Below are 17,598 nucleotides of genomic sequence, written 5' to 3'. Positions count from 1 at the left end.
TTCGTGCTCGCCGGCCTCGGTGCCGGCGGCGCCGAGCGCGTCGTCGGCCTGATCGCCGCCGCCCTGGTGCGCGGCGGCGACGAGGTGACGGTGGTGAGCTTCGACCGCCCCGCCGACCCAGTATTCCACGCTTTCCCTGCGGGCGTCCCGCTGGTCCGGCTCGACCTGCCGCCCGGATCGGCGCCGGGGCCGCTGCTGGTCGCGCGCCGCGTCGCCGCGCTGCGCGGCACGCTGGGCGAGCTCCGCCCCGACGTGGTCGTGTCGTTTCTCACCAAGATCAACGTGGTGGCGCTGCTCGCCTCGCTCGGGCGGCGGCACCGGCTGATCGTGTCCGAGCGCAATAACCCGCGTGCGCAGCCGGCGAGCCGCGCTTGGGGCATGATGCTGCGCGCGCTGCTGCCCCGCGCCGACGCGATCGTCATGCAGACACGCGCGAGCCTGAGCCTGCTCGACGCGCGCATGCGGCGCCGCGCGCGCGTGATCGGCAATCCGATGGCGGTACCCACGCGCGAGCGCCGACCGGGTCGGACGATCGTCGGCGTCGGCCGGCTCGATCACCAGAAGGGCTTCGACCTGCTGATCGACGCCTTCGCTCGGCTCGCGCCGACACATCCCGAATGGAAGCTGGTGATCTGGGGCGAGGGGCCCGGGCGGCCGACGCTCCACGCGCGCATCGACTCGCTCGGCCTCGGAGCGCGCGTCACGCTTCCCGGCAACAGCGCGGTACCGGGCGGCTGGCTCGACCAGGCGGGAGTGTTCGCTTTGTCGTCGCGCTACGAGGGCATGCCCAACGTGCTCGGCGAGGCGATGGCGGCGGGCATCCCCGCGGCGGCCTTCGCTTGCGCCTTCGGGCCGGACGAGATGATCGCGCACGGCGAGACCGGGCTGCTCGCCCCCACGGGTGACGTCGCCGCGCTCGCCGCCGCCCTGAAGACGTTGGTGGCGGACGCGGCCATGCGCGAGCGGATCGGGGTCGCGGCGCGCGCCGCGTCGGCGCGCTACGCCCCCGCCGCGATCACCGCTGAGTGGCGCGCGCTGATCGACTCGCTGCTCGGCGCGCGCGCCTCAGTAGGTGAGCCGCAGCCCGAGCGTCGCGGTCCAGCGGCTGAACCGCTCGATCGGCTGGTCGGCGTCGCGCCGGGTGAAGCTGCCGTTGCCCAGCACGGCTAGGTGACGGTTGAGCAGGTAGGTACCCTCGAGCTCGGCGAAGCGGAAGCGCTGGTCGCGGTCGATCGCGCCGCGATAGGCGATGTCGCGGATCCCGACCGCGGCGCGCGCGAGGATGTCGTGGCGCAGCTCCTGGTCGATTGCGAGGCTGAGCCGGGTATCGACCCGCCCGATCGCGCCTGCGCGGATCGTCGCAACGTCGCCGCGGAAGGCGTCCAGCGTGATTGCGGTACGCACGCGCGGCTGCCAGGTGAGCTGCCCGCTCGCGGCGAGCCCGGAAAAGGCGCGCAGCGTCGGGTCGGACGGGTCGGAGCGGAAGGCGCCGATCCCGAGCTCGCCCTGCACGCGCGAGCTGACGTCGAACGAGACGCCGGCGAGCGCGCCCGCGGTCGCGGCGTCGCGGTCGACGCCATAGCGGTCCACGCGCAGCCGTGCGTCGCGCCGCACCGCATAGCCCTGCAGATACACGCTGGTGCGCCCGCTCACCGCATAGGAGCCGCGCAGCGCGACGCGATAGACCGCCAGGTCGCGGTCGGCGTCGGCGGCGGGGAGGAAGTTGTAGTTGGTCGCGGTCGCGCTCGCGAGCATGCCGAGCCGCGCGCCGGTGTAGCGATAGTCGAGCCCGGCCTCGGCGATGTCGATCAGCGTCGGCCGACGGCCGGCACCGAAGTCCGCCTCGGGGTCGCTGCGGCGCTGGTAGCTGCGGTCGAACGAGGCGCGCGCGCGGATCGACTGGCGCGGCGCGACGTCGCCGCGCCAGTCGGCGAGGCCGCGGAAGGTGGTGACGTTCTCGCGGTCGTAGCGAGCGTAGCGGATGAGGTTGGCGTTGGCGGCGAGCCGCAGGTCGCTGCTCGTCGTCTGGCGCCGGCCCTCCAGCGCGGGCTGGAGGTTGAACACGACGTCGCCGATCTCGCCGGTCCGTGTCGCGAAGATGTTGTCGTTGTAGGTCGCGCCGAGATCGACCCGCGGCGTCACCACGATACTGCCGAGCGTCAGCGTGCGCGGCTCGTAGCCGGGGCGGGGCAGATCGGCGATGGCGGTGGAGCGCTGCGGGTCGGCGGGCGATTGCGCGCAGCACATCGCCCCGCCGGCGGTGAGCATCACGCAGCGCAGCAGCCTCAGCGACACGGCGGCGCTCCCGCCCCGCACGATGCCGTCACAGCGTGCTCTCGGCCACGGTGACGACATCGCCCGGCAGGATGCGCGCGTCGGGCTGCGCCACGCCCTTGCTGCCGGCACGGCGCACGACCGCGCGGTTCGTATCGGCGCGGAAGGTGTAGCCGCCCGCGATCGACACCGCGGTCATCAGCGTCATGCCGGGCACATAGGCGTATTGGCCCGGCTTCTGGACCTGGCCGGTGATGAAGAAGGGGCGATAGCTCTGCACCTGCGCGCTGACGCGCGGCTGGTTGACGAGCTGGCGACGGCTGATCTCGGCGGCGATGGCGCGCTCGGCCTCGCGCACCGTTTCACCACTCACCGCGATCGGCTCGAGCAGCGGCAGCGCGATCGCGCCGGTGTCACTCACGATATAGGTGTTGTTGACCGCGTCGAGCCCGAAAACGCTGACGCGCAGCTCGTCGCCCGGTCCGAGCCGATAGTCGCTCGCCGCCACCTCGGGCAGCGGCGCCAGCCCGCGATACTCGCTCGCACATCCCGCCAGCGACAGCCCAGCCGCTGCCAGCCCCAGCCACGTCCGCATCCTTCATCCCCCCTCACGCGTCACTCGGTCGATTGTCCGGTCAGGACGCCGCCGTCACCCGATCGTCATTGGCCCCCGCCGCGGCGCCCGCGCGCCAGCGCGACAGGTCGCGCCCGATCATCGTCTCCAGGCGCAGCACATCGTCGCGATAATAGTCGCGCAGCAGCGCGCGCAGCTCCGCGGTCAGCGGTGGGTAGCGCACCGGTCGCGCCATCGTGCCGCGCAGCCGCGCCAGCAGCGGGTTGCTCCGCAGCGGGTCGAGCAGCGGGCGCATCGGACGCAGCACGCGGCGAACGGGCAGCGGCAGCATCGCCGCGGCGCCGTCGTTGCGGCGGCTCGCCACCGCGGCGGGCTCGATGTGCGGGACGACGCCGATATGCTCGCACACGCGCGCGATCACGCGCTCGGGCTGCTCGATCACGTCCTCGAAGAGGAACACCGCGATCCGATCGCGCGCGTGATGCGCGTGGAAGCGCGCGAGATGCTGGGCGTAGAGCCCGCCGTCGAGAAAGCGCGCGCCGGCCGGGTCGCGCTTCTCGAGGTAACGGCGCGGATCACCGGCGACGCGACCGTGCCGGAAGAGCATGCAATAGTCCGAATAGGCGCGCTCGACCGGGTCGCGCAGCTGGACCACCATCGGCACGCCGGGCAGCACCGCCGCGATGCGCGCGGCGGCTTCGGGATGCGCGAGATAATCGGCTGATTTCTCTCCGATCCGCCGCCCCGCCGGCGCGGGCGCGAACAGCGAGCGGTAATGGTCGATGCCGCGCTCGTATTCGGTGCTGAAGAAATGCGGCTCGGCGTCGGGCAGCCACAGATCGGGGTGGCAGCGCAGCTGGTGCGAGATCCAGGTCGTCGCGGCCTTGACCGCGCCGATGACCAGGAAGCTGGGCAGACCCTCAACCATGCGCCGGCCCTACCGCCTCGAGCGCGATCGCGCGCAACGTTTCGGCCATGTAGCGGCATTCGTTCCCGTCGAGCGTGGGGTCGACCGGCAGCATCAGGCTGGTCTCGCCGAGCATCTTCGCCACGGGCAGCGAAGTGTCGCGGCCGAGCCCCCGCTCGATGAAGGCGCGCTCGCGATAGATCTCGGGGCAGCTGCCCGTGAGGCAGGGCACGCCGCGTGCGACCGCCTCGGCGGCGATCCGGTCGCGCGACCAGCCCGGCGCGAGCGCATCGGGCCGGACGAACGCGTAGAATTTGTAATAAGCGTGGCCCACCTCGGCCGGCGGCTCGACCAGTCGGATGGCGGCGAGCCCGCGGAGCGGGGCGAGGATCGCTGCGGCGTTGCGCCGGCGCGCGTCGAGCCACGCCGGCAGCTTGGCGAGCTGCGCGACGCCGACGGCCGCCTGCATCTCGGTGAGGCGATAGTTGCTGCCGACCTCGTGGTGCAGCCAGCGAAAGCCCGTGTTGCCACCCCCGCCGCCGATGTCGCGCACGTCCTTGCCATGGTCCTTCATCGACCAGGCACGACGCCACGCCGCCGTGTCGCGCAGCAGCAGCAGCCCGCCCTCGCCGCCGGTCGACATGATCTTGTCGGTGCAGAAGGAGAAGGCGGCGGCGTCGCCGAAACCGCCGACCGCCCGGCCGTCGATCGTGGCGCCGTGCGCCTGGGCGCAGTCCTCGATCAGCAGGAGCCCGTGGGCCCGTGCCAGCGCCACGATTGGCGCCATGTCCGCCGGCCGACCACCGAGATGGACGACGATGATCGCCTTGGTGCGCCGCGTGAGCTGCGCGGCGATCGTCTCGGCTGACAGCGCCTGCGTGTCCGGGTCGACGTCGGCGAACACCGGGGTGGCGCCGCGCGTAACGACGCAGCTCGCCGAGGCGACGAAGCTGCGCGCTGGCACGATCACCTCGTCGCCCATGCCGACGTTCAGCGCGTACAGCGCGAGCTCCAGCGCGAGCGTGCCATTGGCCAGAGCGATCGCGTGCGGCATGGCGCAGAGCGCCGCGAAGCCGTCCTGCAACAGCGCATTGTGCGTGCCGTGGTGAAGCGCGTTGACCCTGCCCGAGCGCAACACCGCCTCGACCGCGGCGACCTCGTCGGCCTCGTAGCGTGGCCAGCGGCTCGCGATCGGCGCGGGGACGGCGTGGAGCAGCGCCGCGGATGTCGCCGGGAGCAGCGCGGCCGATGCCGCGGCGGCGTGGTGGAGCGCGGCGCTCATGCGGCCGCCCCCTCGCGATTGCCGTGGAGCGAGCGCACCACGGTGCCGGCATGCTCGTCCGCGGCCTTGGCGGCGATGATCCGGTCGGGGTCGAGCAGCTCGAACAGCAGAGCGCGCGCGAGGTCCTGGTCATGCTCGCCGACCGCCTCGGCCAGAAGCGTGAACTGCGCCTGGAGCGCGGGCAGGGGAACCGGGATCGGCTCGGCCTCGAACACGCCCTCGATGGCGGAGGGTAGCCGCTGCTCGCGCGCGTCGAACAGCTCCTCGTATAGCTTCTCGCCCGGCCGCAGTCCGACGATATGGATCGGCACGTCGCGGTCGGGTACCAGCCCGGCCAGCTTGATCATGCGCCGGGCGATGTCGAGAATCCGGATCGGCTCGCCCATGTCGAGCACCACGATGCGCCCGCGCTGCACGTTGCGCTCCATCGTGCGCGCGGTGCTGTGCAGCACCAGCTGCACCGCCTCGTGTACGGTCATGAAGAAGCGCGTGATCTCTGGGTGAGTCACGGTCAGCGGAGCGCGGCGCGCCAGTTGGCGCTGGAACAGCGGGATCAGCGATCCGCTCGAGCCCAGCACGTTGCCGAAGCGCACCGTCATGAAGCGCGTGCTGTCAGGACGACCCGCGCCCTGCAGGTCCATTGCCTGGACGTACAATTCGCCGAGCCGCTTGGTCGCGCCCATCACGCTGACGGGATTGACGGCCTTGTCGGTCGATACCTGGACGAAGGCGCGTGCGCCGAAGCGCAGCGCGGCGTCGGCGACGTTGCGCGTGCCGATCACGTTGGTCATGATCCCGGCACAGACGTTCAGCTCGACCAGCGGCACGTGCTTCAGCGCGGCGGCGTGGAAGACGTAGTCGGGCATATATTGCTCGAACACCGCCATCACGTGCTGGCGCTGGCGGATCGAGCACAGCACCGCGGTGCACGGCACCTGCGGGTAATTCTCGCGCAGCTCCATTTCGACGAGGTAGAGGTTGTACTCGCCGCAATCGACCAGCACGATGTCGGACGGGCGCATCGCGGCGATCTGGCGGGTGAGCTCGCGCCCGATCGTGCCGCCCGCGCCGGTGACCAGCACGCGCTTCCCCTCGATCGCGCGGGCCGCAACCGCGGCGTCCAGGTCAGTGGCGGGGCGCTCCAGCAGGTCGGCGAGGTCAATCGACTCGGCGTCGAGCGACTGGCGCACGCTGGCGTCTGGGGTAGCGCTGCGCACCGAGAGGTGCAGCGCCTGCGCCGCGTTGACGAGCTGGACGCGCCGTGCGCCGGGCAGCCCGCCGCTGCCGTTGCGCCCCTCGGCGATGATCACGACGCTGGGGCGTTCGTTGCGCGCGGTGAGCGTGTCGACCGCGTGGTCGATCGCGTCGACCATGCCGAGGATCGGCACGCCGCGCAGCCGCAGCGTGGCGTCGTGGCTGTCGAGGTCGAGGATGCCGACGGGCAGATAGGCGGGACTTTCCTCCTGCTCGATCTGACGCAGCAGCACCTCGACGTCCTCGGGCCGCCCGACCAGCAGCGCGCGCTGCTGGCTGACGATCGTCGCGGCGCCGCGCGGCGCGGCCGAGGCGGCGCGGGCGCGACGCGGCAGCTCGCTGGCGACACGGCGCCACAGCCGCGCGCCGGCCATGATCGCGGAGAGGACGAACCAGTGGATTACCGGCACCGACAGCGGCAGCCACAGCGCATGGCCGGTGACCGAGAGCAGCCCGACCGAGAGCGTCACCGCCAGCGCGGCCGCCCCTACCAGCAGCAGCGCGTCGGGCAGCGAGGCGAGCCGCCAGACGCGGCGGTAGATGCCGGTGGCGTTGAACACCAGGAACCCCACCGCGATGAAGACGGGCGCGCTCCACGCCAGTCCCTCCCACATCGTCGCGGGCACGGCGCCGCTCATGCGCAGCAGCAGCGCGAGCGCGAGCGAGGCGACAATCGCCACCGCGTCGAACAGCTGGTTGGCGGTGCGACGCACGCGCCGGGAGTAATGCTGATAGTTCAAGATCCGCGGCATAAGTTCCCCCTGCCTGCCCCCAAGCGCCGGACGCGATCGCAGCAGGATAGCCGGGTGCGGCGCAGCATGGCGGGGCGCATCGGGCGATGCCGCGCGTCGATTCCGGCGCGGGCGCGGCTGTCCCTTCGCGCTGCGTGGCCGACCGATGGGGCATCGTCGCCGCCCTTCCGATCGCCAGTGCCTCCCCCGAAGGAGTGATATGCCCAATCGCCACCGCGCCGCGGTCTGCGCCGGGGCTAGGATGCGCGGCATATGGGGGAGTGTGACGGCTTGGCGGGAAGACGAAGCGGGCGGTGCGGCCGGTGAGGGTGCTGCACGTCATCACCGGGCTGGACGTCGGCGGGGCCGAGACGATGCTCGCGCGGCTGCTCGAGCACGGGCGCCGCCACCCGCACCTGTGCTCCGAGGTGATATCCCTGATACCGCCAGGCCGCGGCGGCGCGCGGGTCGCGGCGACCGGCACGCCGGTGGCGGATCTCGGCATGGCGGCCGGGATGCCGTCGCCGCGCGCGCTGCTGTCGCTCGCGCGCGCGATCGCGGTGCGGCGACCCGACGTGATCGTCGCCTGGATGCACCACGCCCAGCTCGCCGCGACGCTCGCCGCCGCGCTGGCGCGGCCGTGGCTGCGCGTGCCGGTGATCTGGAACGTGCGCCACTCGATTGCCGACCTCACCGAGGAGAAGCCGCTGACCCGGCTGGTGCTGCGCATGCAGGCGCTGCTGTCGGGCGGCGCGCGCGCGATCGTCTACAACGCGCACGCTGCGGCCGATCAGTACCGCCGGCTCGGTTTCCGCGCGCGCGACCAGCGCGTCATACCCAACGGCTTCGACCTGGTCGCGCCGGTGCCGCGCGAGGCGGCGCGCGCGGTGCTGCGCGAGCGGCTCGGCGTGGCGGGTGGCGGTCCGCTAATCGGCATGGTGGCGCGCGCCGCGCCGATGAAGGACGCGCCCAACCTTCTGCGCGCGGTGGCGATCGCGCGCGCGCAGGGGCTCGCCGCGCGCGTGCTGCTGGTCGGCAAGGGGATGGACGAGGATCCCGCGCTGGCACCTGCCAGCTACGGCCTGCCCGCGGACAGCGTGGTCCGGCGCGGTCACCGCGGCGACGTCGCCGACTGGCTCGGCGGGCTCGACCTGCTCGCGCTCCCCTCGGCCTGGGGCGAGGGCTTCCCCAACGTGGTCGGCGAGGCAATGCTGGCCGGCGTGCCCTGTGTCGCTACCGACGTGGGCGACTCGGCCGCGCTGATCGGCGACACCGGTGCCGTGGTGCCACCGCGCGACGCCGCGGCGCTGGCGGCGGCGCTGGTGCGGCTAGGCACGCTGCCGGCGGAGCGGCGCGAGGCGCTCGGTGAGCGCGCGCGCGCGCGCGTCCGCGCGCACCACGACATCCGCGACGTCGTCGATCGCTATGCCGCGCTCTACCGCGACGCGGCGCGCTTCGCCCCGACCGCGCGCGACTGGGCGAGGGCGCGAACGTGAGGGTCGTGGTGGTGGCGAGCCTTGCCTACTCGCTGGTGAACTTCCGCGGGCAGCTGCTCGCCGACATGGTCGCGGCCGGTCATGAGGTGATCGCCTGCGCGCCCGACGACGACCCGCCGGTGCGCGCGCGCCTTGCCGCGTTGGGCGTGGCGCTGCGCCGTGTGCCGATGGCGCGGGTGGGCCTCAATCCGCTGGTCGATTTCGGCACGCTGCGCGCGCTTGTCGCGCTGCTCCGCGCCGAGCGACCCGACGTGGTGCTCGCCTACACGCAGAAGCCGATCATCTACGCCGGCTTGGCGGCGCGGCTGACGCGCACGCGCTTCTACGCCATGGTGAGCGGCCTCGGCCACGTCTACGGCGAGGACGCGTCGGCGCGGATGCGGCTGCTGCGTCGCGGCGTGTCGATGCTCTACCGCGCGGCGGTGCGCGAGGCGCGCGCGGTGTTCGTGTTCAACCGTGACGACCGCGCTGAAATGCTGCGACATGCCATCGTCGCGCCGGGCGCGCGCGTGATCCAGGTGCCGGGTTCGGGCGTTGACGTCACCCGCTTCATACCCGGTCCGCCGGCGCCTGGCCCGGTGTTCCTGATGATCGCGCGGCTGCTCCGTGCCAAGGGCGTCGACGACTATGTCGCCGCGGCGCGCACGGTGCGCGCGCGTTTCCCGAAGGCGCGCTTCCACCTGCTCGGGCCGACCGACCCCGGGCCCGACGGCGTGACAGGCGCCGAGATCGCGCGCTGGGCCGAGGAGGGCGTGATCGACTATCTCGGCGAGACGCGCGACGTCCGCCCTTTCCTCGCCGGCGCGAGCGTGTTCGTGCTGCCGAGCTGGTACCGCGAGGGGCTGCCGCGCACGATCCTCGAGGCGATGGCGAGCGGGCGCGCGGTGATCACCACCGATCGCCCCGGCTGCCGCGACCCGATCGATCAGGGCGAGAACGGGCTGATCGTGCCGGCGCGCGACCCCGCCGCGCTCGCTGCCGCGATGGAGCGGTTCTGCGCCGATTCCGCGCTGGCGGCGCGGATGGGGGCGACGGCGCGGCGGGTCGCGACCGAACGCTATGCCGTGGAGCGGGTTAACCGGCTGCTGCTCGACACGATGGAGCTGTCGCCGGCCTCCTCGGGCACCGCGCCTCTTGCTGAACCGGTGTTGGCGGAGGCCGCAGCGTGACCCCGCGGCGAGCGGTGGACATCGTCGTAGCGGCGGTCGGACTGGTTTTCGTCGCGCCACTGCTGCTGCTGCTCGCGCTGGTGCAGGCCGCCGTGGCGGGGCGACCGATCCTGTTCGTGCAGGCGCGCTCGGGCCTGGCACAGCGACCCTTCCGGCTCCGCAAGTTCCGCACGATGAGTGATCGTCGCGACATCGCCGGCACGCTGCTGCCCGACGCGCAGCGGCTGTTGCCGACCGGGCGCTTTCTCCGCGCCACGCGCATGGACGAGCTGCCGCAGCTGTGGAACGTGCTCCGCGGCGAGATGAGCCTGATCGGCCCGCGCCCGCTGCTGCCGGTGACGATCGCCGCGGCGGGCGAGCAGGGTGCGGCGCGCGCGCGGGTGCGCCCGGGGCTGACCGGCTGGGCGCAGGTGAACGGCAACACGCGGCTGAGCGAGGCGGAAAAGCTCGCGCTCGATCTGTGGTACATCGAGCATCGCGGGCTGCGGCTCGATCTGGAAATCCTGTTCCGCACCCTGCTCGTCGCCGGCGGCGGCGGCGAGCGGCGCAACGCGGACGCCATACGGAGTGCCTATGCGGGCGATCCTCGTCGGCGCGGTTGAGAGCACGCGCGTGGCGCTGCGCGCGCTCGCGGCGGCGCCGGACTGGACGCTCGCCGCACTGGTTACGCTGCCGCCCGAGCTCAGCGCGCGCCACTCAGACTTCATTGACCTGACGGAGGAGGCGCGCGCGCGCGGCGCCGAGCTGATTCACGCCGCCAACTGCAACGAGCCCGCGGTGCTCGAGCGGCTGCGCGCGCTCGCGCCCGACGTTATCCTGGTGATCGGCTGGTCGCAGCTGTGCGGCGCCGATTTCCGAGCCGTCGCGCCGATGGGAACGGTCGGCTACCATCCCGCGCCGCTGCCGCGGCTGCGCGGGCGCGGGGTCATTCCGTGGACGATCCTGCTCGACGAGCCGATCACCGCGGGTAGCCTGTTCATCATCGATGCGGGCATCGACAGCGGTCCCATCCTGGCGCAGCACTTCTTCCACGTCGCGCCCGACGAGACCGCGCAGACGCTCTATGACAAGCATATGGCCGCGCTCGCCACGATGCTGCCGCCGCTGCTGACGCGGCTCGCCGCCGGTGACGCCGCGGGCACGCCGCAGGACGAGCGCTACGCCACCTATGCCGCGCGTCGCCGTCCCGAGGACGCCGAGATCGACTGGCGCGACGACGCGGCGACGATCGAGCGGCTGATCCGCGCCTGCGGCGAGCCCTATCCGGGCGCGCGCACGCGCTCGGCGGGCGGCGCGGTGACGATCCTGGCGGCCGAGCGCCGGCCCGGCCGCGGATACGACGCCGCCTTCGCCGGGCAGGTGGTGGCGCGCGACGAGACCAGCTTCACGGTGCGCTGCGGTGACGGCGAGCTGCTGCGCGTGTCGCGGTGGCAGCGCGACCGGCCGGGCGCGCCGCCGCTCCACGTGCGGCTGGGATAACAGGCGTGGGCAGAGGGGGAACGATGCTGGACCGGATCGAGCGCGCGCTGGTGCTCGCGCCCCATCCCGACGACGAGGTGCTCGGCTGCGGCGGCACGATGGCGCGGCTGACTGCGCTGGGGCGCCACGTCGAGGTCGCGGTGGTGACGCGCGGCACCGCGCCGCGCTTCGCCACCGAGCAGGTCGCGGCGGTGCGGCGCGAGGCAGCCGCGGCGCACGCCCTGCTCGGCGTGGCGGCGACGCACTACCTCGACCTGCCCGCGGTCGAGCTCGACCGGGTGGCGCAGGCCGACATCAACGCTGCGATCCGCGCCGCGCTGGTCGCGGCGCGCGCCGACACGCTGTTCGTCCCCTTCGTCGGCGACCTCCACCGCGACCACCAGCTGATCTTCGACGCGGCGATGGTGGCGGCGCGGCCGCGCGGCAGCGACTATCCCGCGCGCGTCCTCGCTTATGAGACGGTGTCGGAGACCAACTGGGCCGCGCCTTATCTGGCCCCGTCGTTCCAGCCCACCGTCTTCGTCGACATCGCCGACACGCTGGAGGCCAAGCTCGACGCCTTCCGCTGCTTTGAGTCGCAGCGCCACGCCTTTCCCGACGAGCGTTCGATCGAGACGCTGCGCGCGCTGGCGATGGTGCGCGGCTCGTGCGTCGGGCGTCACGCCGCCGAGGCGTTCGTGCTCGTCCGCGAGGTGGGGTGATGGCCGACCTCCGCCTGCTGCTCGGCTCGGCTGGGCGCCGCGTCGCGCTGCTGCGCTGCTTCCGCGAGTCGGCCGCGGCGCTGGGCGCGACGCTCGAGGTCCATGCCACCGACCTCGCGCCCGAATGGAGCGCCGCCTGTGCCTCGGCCGACGCCGCGCATGCCGTGCCGGCGGCGACGACCCAGGCCTATGTCGAGGCGACGCTCGCGATCTGCGCGCGTGAGCGGATCGACTTGCTGGTGCCGACGATCGACACCGAGCTCCACGCGCTGGCGCTCGCGCGCGACCGATTCGCTGCGATCGGCACGCATGTCGCGGTGGCGGACGCCGAGCTGGTGGCGATGGCGCGCGACAAGCTCGAGACCGCGCGCTTCCTCGATCGCGCCGGTGTGCCGACCCCGGCGACCGCGGCGGCCGAGGCGGTCGACGCCGGCTGGCGCTGGCCCGCGATCGCCAAGCCGCGCGGGGGCAGCTCCAGCCGCGGGCTGGCGCGGCTCGGCTCGCTCGCCGAGCTGGCCGCGCTGCCGCGGCCCGAACCCTATATCGTCCAGCACCTGCTCGGCGGGCAGGAATATACCGTCAACCTGTTCTTCGACGCCGCCGGTACGCTGCGCTGCGCGGTGCCGCACCGTCGCGTCGCGGTGCGCGCGGGCGAGGTCGAGAAGGGGGTGACCGAGCGCCACGACGCGCTGCTCGCGGTGGCGCGGCGGCTCGGCGACGCGGTGCAGGGGCGGGTGCGCGGCGCCTGGTGTTTCCAGGCGTTCGTCGACGCCGAGGGTGCGCCCTCGGTGTTCGAGATCAACGCCCGCTTCGGCGGTGGCTATCCGCTGGCACATCGCGCCGGCGCGGCCTTCGCACGCTGGCTGCTCGAGGAGCGGCTCGGTCGCGCGACGAGCGCGGATGATGCATTTGACGCGGGCGTGACGATGCTGCGCTTCGACGATGCCGTCTTCCTCTGAGCCGCGCCAACCGCGACGCCCGCCCGAGCGGGTCGTGGTGTTCGACCTCGACGACACGCTCTACCTCGAGCGCGACTATGTCGTCAGCGGCCTCACCGCGGCGGGCGACTGGGCGCGCGCGCGGCTCGGGCTCGATCGGCTCGGACCGCTGATGCTGGAGCGCTTCGAGGCGGGCGCGCGCCAGCGGATCTTCGACGACGCGCTCACCGCGCTCGGGCAGCCTGCGAGCCCCGCGCTGGTGGCACGGCTGCTCGCGGTCTATCGCCAGCATCGCCCGCGGATCACGCTGGCGCCCGACGCTGCGCGCTACCTCGCCCGGCGCGACCCGGGCGCCGCGGTGGCGATCGTCACCGACGGCTTCCTCGACGCGCAGCGCCGCAAGCTGCGCGCGCTCGACCTGTTCCGCCGCGGCGTGCGCCAGGCGGTCTGCACCGATCGCTGGGGGCGCGAGGCGTGGAAGCCGAGCCGCCGTGCCTTCGACCATCTCGAGGCGGCGTTCGGGCTGAGCGGCGCCCATTTCACCTATGTCGCCGACAACCCGTCGAAAGACTTTGTCGCGCCGCGCCAGCTCGGGTGGCGAACGGTGCGGATCGTGCGCCCCGCCGGGCTCCACGCCGGCGCGCGCGCCGCCCACGCCGCGGACGAGGCAGAGCGTGTGGTGCACGACCTCGATTCGCTTGACTGAGTCGCTGCTCAAGCCGGATCGCGCCGGAGAGGTATGTCACGGTGAGCCGTCGTGTCGGGGGAGGGGGCGGAGGTTCGCGTCCTGCGCACGGCCGCCCCGTCCGCGCAGGACTTCCCTTGCGCCTCGCGCTTTGCCACGGAGCGGCGCATGATCACGCTTCACGGCATCCCGAACTGCGACACGGTGAAGAAGGCGCGCGCGTGGCTCGCTGGCCATGATGTCGCGCATGGCTTTCATGATTTCCGCAAGGACGGGCTCGACGCCGCGCTGCTCGACGGATGGATCGATCGACTCGGCTGGCAGGTGTTGCTCAATCGCGCCGGCACGACCTTTCGCAAGCTGCCCGAGGCGGATCGTGCCGACCTTGATCGCGCGCGCGCGGCGGCGCTGATGCTGGCGCAGCCGGCGATGATCAAGCGACCGGTGCTGGTGCATGACGACGGTATCGAGGTCGGCTTCAAGCCCGAACGCTATGAAACGTTGTTCGGTTGAGCGTAATGCGGAGGCCGCTCTGGTACTGCCTGCTTGTTGTCGCGCTGCTGCTCTGGGCGTTCTGGTCTGGCTATGCCTGTATCGTCCAGCTGCGCGCGGGCGCGGCGCTGGCGAGCGACCCGGCCGACCGGGCGCTGCTCGCCGCGCTGCCGGGCTGGTACTGGCTCGACTATGCGGTGGCGAGCCTCGGCCTGCTGCTCGGCGCGGCGGCACTGCTGCTGCGGCGCCGCGTCGCGGTGGCGGCGCTGACCGTCTCGCTGGTGGCGGCGTTGATCCAGTTCGGCTGGTTGTTCGCCACCACCGATCTGCTCGCGCGTCGCGGCGCGGGGGTGCTGTTTGCGTCGCTGTTGATCCTGCTGGTCGGCGCGTCCGCGCTCCAGCTCGCCCACCTGGCCGCGCGACGCCGCTGGATCGGGTGAGCGCGCCGGAGTAGCAGGGCGCATGTCCACCACCTTCACGATCGACGCCGCCACCAGCCGCGCCACCCCCGTTGCCGCGCCGATGAAGCGCCTCACGGTTCCCGCGATCCGCCAACGCAAGGCGGCGCTCGCGGCGGGGGAAGGCGTGCCGCTGGTGATGCTCACCGCCTATACCGTGCGCATGGCGCAGCTGATGGACGCGCACTGCGACCTGCTGCTGGTCGGCGACAGTCTGGGGCAGGTGATTTACGGCCTGCCCTCCACCGTGCCGGTTACGCTGGAGATGATGGCGGCGCACGCCGCTGCGGTGGTGCGCGGCAGCTATCACGCGCTCGTCGTCGTCGACATGCCGTTCGGCAGCTACGAGGCGTCGCCGCAACAGGCGTTCGAGAGCGCGGCGCGGCTGCTCAAGAAGAGCGGCGCGGCGGCGGTGAAGCTGGAGGGCGGCACCGCGATGGCGCCATCGGTCGCGTTCCTCGTCGAGCGTGGCGTGCCGGTGGTCGGGCATGTCGGTCTGACCCCGCAGGCGGTCAACACGCTGGGCGGCTATGGCGCGCGCGGGCGCAGCGCGGCGGAGGCGGCCAAGATCGTCGGCGACGCACGCGACATCGCCGCGGCGGGCGCGTTTGCGGTGGTGATCGAGGGCGTGGTCGAGCCGATTGCGGTGGAGATCACGCGCACCATCGCGGTGCCCACGATCGGAATCGGCGCCTCGGCCGAGTGTGACGGACAGGTGCTCGTCACCGAGGACATGCTCGGGCTGTTCGAGCGCACCCCGCGGTTCGTCAAGCGCTATGGCGACATGGCCGGCTATGTCGCCGAGCGCGTCGCCGCCTATGCCGACGAGGTGCGCACGCGCGCCTTCCCCTCCGCCGACCAGGTGTACGCGCCGCGGGATTGACGCCGCGCGCCGAACCCGGGACACCCCCGTCGCGGCCGCTCTTTCGTTTCGCGGGGCGAGCCGCTACAGCGCTGCGGTTCCCCATCAGGCCCGGAGTGATCGGTGGCTCTTACGCCGCAAAACAATGAAGCGTTCCTGCGCGAGGTCGACGACGAATTGCGTCGTGACCAGGCGATCAACGTGTGGAAACGCTACGGGCGCGCGATCATCGCCGCCGTGGTGCTGGCATTGGTCGCGCTGGCCGCGTTCCTGTTCTGGCAGCATCGCCAGCAGCAGGTGGCCGAGCGGGAGGGCGAGCAGCTCCAGCAGGCGTTCGACGCGCTCGCGGCGCAGGATACCAAAAGCGCCGCGGCGCCGCTCGCCGCACTCGCCGACTCATCGCGCGACGGTTATCGCGCCGCGGCGCGCTTCACCGAGGCGGACGTGCTGCTCCAGAAGGACGATCTGCGCGGCGCCGCGACCGCCTTCGCTCGCATCGCGGAGGATGCGTCGCTGGCGCAGCCGTTCCGCGATCTCGCGCTGATCCGTCAGACCAGTGCCGAGTTCGACCAGCTCAAGCCGGCGGTGATCGTCGAGCGGATGCGCCCGCTCGCGGTGACCGGCAACGCCTGGCTTGGCAGTGCGGGCGAATTGATGGCGGCGGCCTATCTGCGTGAGGGGCGGCGCGATCTCGCGCAGCAGACGTTCGCGCGCGTCGCGGCGGATCCGGACGTGCCGAGCTCGCTGCGTCAACGTGCGGTTCAGATGGCGGGCGTACTGGACACCAAGGCACCCGTCGCGGCGCCGGGCAAGAATGAAGGTGTGAGCAAGCGATGAAGACGAGGTTCGCGACCGGCGTGGCGATCGCCGCGCTGGTGGGGCTGAGCGGCTGCGGCATCTTCAAGAGCGCGCCCAAGAAAACTCCGACGGTCGGGCAGCGCGTGCCGATCCTGGTGTCGGAGAACCCGGCCGAGATCGACAAGGGGCTCGCCGATGTCCAGGTGACGCTGCCGACCCCAGCCGCCAATGACAGCTGGACCCAGCCCGGCGGCAACGCCGCCAAGTCGATGGGCCATCTGTTGCTCGCCACCGCGCCGACCAAGGCGTGGAGCGCGGAGATTGACGGCGGCAGCAACCGCGCCCGGCTCGCCGCCATGCCGGTGATCGCCGACAACAAGCTCTTCGTGGTTGACGTCCAGGGCGTGATCAACGCCTTCACCGCCGATCGCGGCGCCAAGCTGTGGACGCGCACGATCAGCGAGGGTGACGACAATCGCGCCGCGCGCTTCGGCGGCGGGGCGAGCTACGACGACGGCAAGGTCTATGCCACCGACGGGCTCGGCGGTGTGCTGGCGGTGAACGCCGCGGACGGCGCGGTGCTGTGGCGGGCGAAGCCGGGTGGCCCGCTGCGCGGCGCGCCCACGGTGGCCAACGGCCAAGTCTATGTGCTGAGCCAGGACAATCAGATTGTCGCGCTCAACCAGGCCGACGGCAAGGTGGTGTGGACGCAGACCGCCAGCCTCGAGACGCAGGGCGTATTCGGCGTCGCCGCGCCCGCGGCGAGCTCCGGCACGGTGGTAGCGGGCTTCTCCAGCGGGGAACTCAACGCCTATCGCTACGAGAACGGCCGCTCGCTGTGGCAGGACGCGCTGTCGCGCACCTCGATCACCACCTCGGTGTCGAGCCTCGCGGACATCGACGCCGACCCGGTGATCGAGGACGGTCGCGTTTATTCGATCGGGCAGGGCGGTCGCATGATCGCGCTCGAGCTCGCAACCGGCCAGCGGCTGTGGGAGCAGAACCTGGCCGGCATCTCGACACCGTGGATCGCGGGCGAGTGGATCTTCGTCGTCACCGACGACGCCCGGCTGGTGTGCCTGTCGCGCGCCAATGGCAAGATCCGCTGGATCAGCCAGCTGCGCGCCTACAAGAACGAGGAGAAGCGCTCGGACCCGTACAATTGGTTCGGGCCGGTGCTGGCGGGCGAGCGGCTGTGGCTGACCAACTCGCGCGGCGAGCTGGTGGCGCTGTCGGTCGCCGACGGCAAGGTACAGACCACGATCCGCGCCGGCGACAGCTTCTCGCTCGCGCCGATCGTCGCCAACCAGACGCTGTACACGCTTGACGAGAAGGGCGTGATCACCGCCTGGCGGTGAGGGTATCGGACGACTCGTGCTCTCGCGTAGGCGAGACCTTTGCGGAACCACCTCGTCGTCCCGGACTTGACCCGGGAGCTATTGGGCGGTGTACGCTGCGGCGGTTGTAGTGGCGCCATGGATCCCGGCTCAGGGCCGGG

Annotated in this window: 18 protein-coding genes; 13 read left to right on the top strand and 5 right to left on the bottom strand. The window is 72.4% G+C overall.

Annotated features, from left to right (window positions below):
- Positions 1 to 3: 3 nt before the first annotated feature.
- Complete coding sequence (locus tag ACMGDM_RS00840) at positions 4 to 1,170, top strand: glycosyltransferase (RefSeq protein ID WP_436802244.1); 1,167 nt, start codon at positions 4 to 6, stop codon at positions 1,168 to 1,170.
- Here ACMGDM_RS00840 and ACMGDM_RS00835 read toward each other — a convergent pair.
- The 5 genes from ACMGDM_RS00835 to ACMGDM_RS00815 are packed head-to-tail and all read right to left on the bottom strand — an operon-like array spanning position 1,066 to position 7,043.
- Positions 1,066 to 2,295 carry an outer membrane beta-barrel protein gene (locus tag ACMGDM_RS00835; RefSeq protein WP_436802243.1) on the bottom strand — a complete coding sequence of 410 codons (1,230 nt, stop codon included), beginning with the start codon at positions 2,293 to 2,295 and terminating at the stop codon, positions 1,066 to 1,068. The genes ACMGDM_RS00840 and ACMGDM_RS00835 overlap by 105 nt on opposite strands.
- A gap of 28 nt (positions 2,296 to 2,323) precedes the next feature.
- Positions 2,324 to 2,869, bottom strand: coding sequence for a polysaccharide biosynthesis/export family protein (locus ACMGDM_RS00830; protein ID WP_436802242.1), 546 nt, complete (start codon positions 2,867 to 2,869; stop codon positions 2,324 to 2,326).
- A 40-nt stretch (positions 2,870 to 2,909) separates the two neighbouring features.
- Positions 2,910 to 3,776, bottom strand: coding sequence for a sulfotransferase family protein (locus tag ACMGDM_RS00825; RefSeq protein WP_436802241.1), 867 nt, complete (start codon positions 3,774 to 3,776; stop codon positions 2,910 to 2,912).
- Entirely contained in the window at positions 3,769 to 5,037 is a 1,269-nt protein-coding gene (locus tag ACMGDM_RS00820; protein WP_436802240.1) for a DegT/DnrJ/EryC1/StrS family aminotransferase, read from the bottom strand. The genes ACMGDM_RS00825 and ACMGDM_RS00820 overlap by 8 nt, the downstream gene beginning before the upstream one ends.
- Positions 5,034 to 7,043 carry a polysaccharide biosynthesis protein gene (locus ACMGDM_RS00815; RefSeq protein ID WP_436802239.1) on the bottom strand — a complete coding sequence of 670 codons (2,010 nt, stop codon included), beginning with the start codon at positions 7,041 to 7,043 and terminating at the stop codon, positions 5,034 to 5,036. Before ACMGDM_RS00815 ends, ACMGDM_RS00820 begins: the two co-directional genes overlap by 4 nt.
- Positions 7,044 to 7,345: 302 nt before the next feature.
- On the opposite strand from ACMGDM_RS00815, the gene ACMGDM_RS00810 reads away from it, so the two are divergent.
- The 12 genes from ACMGDM_RS00810 (at position 7,346) to ACMGDM_RS00755 (ending at position 17,458) form a co-directional block, all read left to right on the top strand.
- Positions 7,346 to 8,518, top strand: coding sequence for a glycosyltransferase (locus tag ACMGDM_RS00810; protein ID WP_436802238.1), 1,173 nt, complete (start codon positions 7,346 to 7,348; stop codon positions 8,516 to 8,518).
- On the top strand, positions 8,515 to 9,687 hold the full coding sequence (locus ACMGDM_RS00805; protein WP_436802237.1) for a glycosyltransferase family 4 protein: 1,173 nt from the start codon (positions 8,515 to 8,517) through the stop codon (positions 9,685 to 9,687). Before ACMGDM_RS00810 ends, ACMGDM_RS00805 begins: the two co-directional genes overlap by 4 nt.
- The gene (locus ACMGDM_RS00800) at positions 9,684 to 10,289 is read left to right on the top strand and encodes a sugar transferase (protein ID WP_436802236.1); all 606 of its coding nucleotides are present in this window, start codon (positions 9,684 to 9,686) and stop codon (positions 10,287 to 10,289) included. Before ACMGDM_RS00805 ends, ACMGDM_RS00800 begins: the two co-directional genes overlap by 4 nt.
- Positions 10,261 to 11,166: a methionyl-tRNA formyltransferase gene (locus tag ACMGDM_RS00795; protein WP_436802235.1), complete on the top strand. Its 906-nt coding sequence runs from the start codon at positions 10,261 to 10,263 to the stop codon at positions 11,164 to 11,166. The genes ACMGDM_RS00800 and ACMGDM_RS00795 overlap by 29 nt, the downstream gene beginning before the upstream one ends.
- Positions 11,167 to 11,189: 23 nt before the next feature.
- Positions 11,190 to 11,867 (top strand): PIG-L deacetylase family protein, encoded by a 678-nt coding sequence (locus ACMGDM_RS00790; RefSeq protein WP_436802234.1) that lies wholly within the window; start codon positions 11,190 to 11,192, stop codon positions 11,865 to 11,867.
- Entirely contained in the window at positions 11,867 to 12,826 is a 960-nt protein-coding gene (locus tag ACMGDM_RS00785; RefSeq protein WP_436802233.1) for an ATP-grasp domain-containing protein, read from the top strand. The genes ACMGDM_RS00790 and ACMGDM_RS00785 overlap by 1 nt, the downstream gene beginning before the upstream one ends.
- Positions 12,810 to 13,511 carry an HAD family hydrolase gene (locus ACMGDM_RS00780; RefSeq protein ID WP_436802232.1) on the top strand — a complete coding sequence of 234 codons (702 nt, stop codon included), beginning with the start codon at positions 12,810 to 12,812 and terminating at the stop codon, positions 13,509 to 13,511. Before ACMGDM_RS00785 ends, ACMGDM_RS00780 begins: the two co-directional genes overlap by 17 nt.
- Before the next feature lie 147 nt (positions 13,512 to 13,658).
- A complete protein-coding gene (locus ACMGDM_RS00775; protein ID WP_436802231.1) occupies positions 13,659 to 14,003 on the top strand; it encodes an ArsC family reductase in 345 nt (114 codons plus the stop codon).
- Positions 14,004 to 14,008: 5 nt separating this feature from the next.
- Complete coding sequence (locus ACMGDM_RS00770; RefSeq protein ID WP_436802230.1) at positions 14,009 to 14,422, top strand: hypothetical protein; 414 nt, start codon at positions 14,009 to 14,011, stop codon at positions 14,420 to 14,422.
- Between the two features lie 22 nt (positions 14,423 to 14,444).
- Positions 14,445 to 15,323, top strand: a complete 879-nt coding sequence (gene panB / locus ACMGDM_RS00765) for a 3-methyl-2-oxobutanoate hydroxymethyltransferase (RefSeq protein ID WP_436802229.1) — start codon at positions 14,445 to 14,447, stop codon at positions 15,321 to 15,323.
- 102 nt (positions 15,324 to 15,425) lie between these two features.
- Positions 15,426 to 16,139 carry a tetratricopeptide repeat protein gene (locus tag ACMGDM_RS00760; protein WP_436802228.1) on the top strand — a complete coding sequence of 238 codons (714 nt, stop codon included), beginning with the start codon at positions 15,426 to 15,428 and terminating at the stop codon, positions 16,137 to 16,139.
- Positions 16,136 to 17,458 carry a PQQ-like beta-propeller repeat protein gene (locus ACMGDM_RS00755; protein ID WP_436802227.1) on the top strand — a complete coding sequence of 441 codons (1,323 nt, stop codon included), beginning with the start codon at positions 16,136 to 16,138 and terminating at the stop codon, positions 17,456 to 17,458. Before ACMGDM_RS00760 ends, ACMGDM_RS00755 begins: the two co-directional genes overlap by 4 nt.
- Positions 17,459 to 17,598 lie beyond the last annotated feature (140 nt).

The sequence above is a fragment of the Sphingomonas larreae genome, from assembly GCF_051400595.1.
In the GTDB taxonomy this organism is placed as follows: domain Bacteria; phylum Pseudomonadota; class Alphaproteobacteria; order Sphingomonadales; family Sphingomonadaceae; genus Sphingomonas.
Note: the sequence above shows the minus strand (reverse complement) of the source record. Positions and strands in the feature narration are given on the sequence as shown.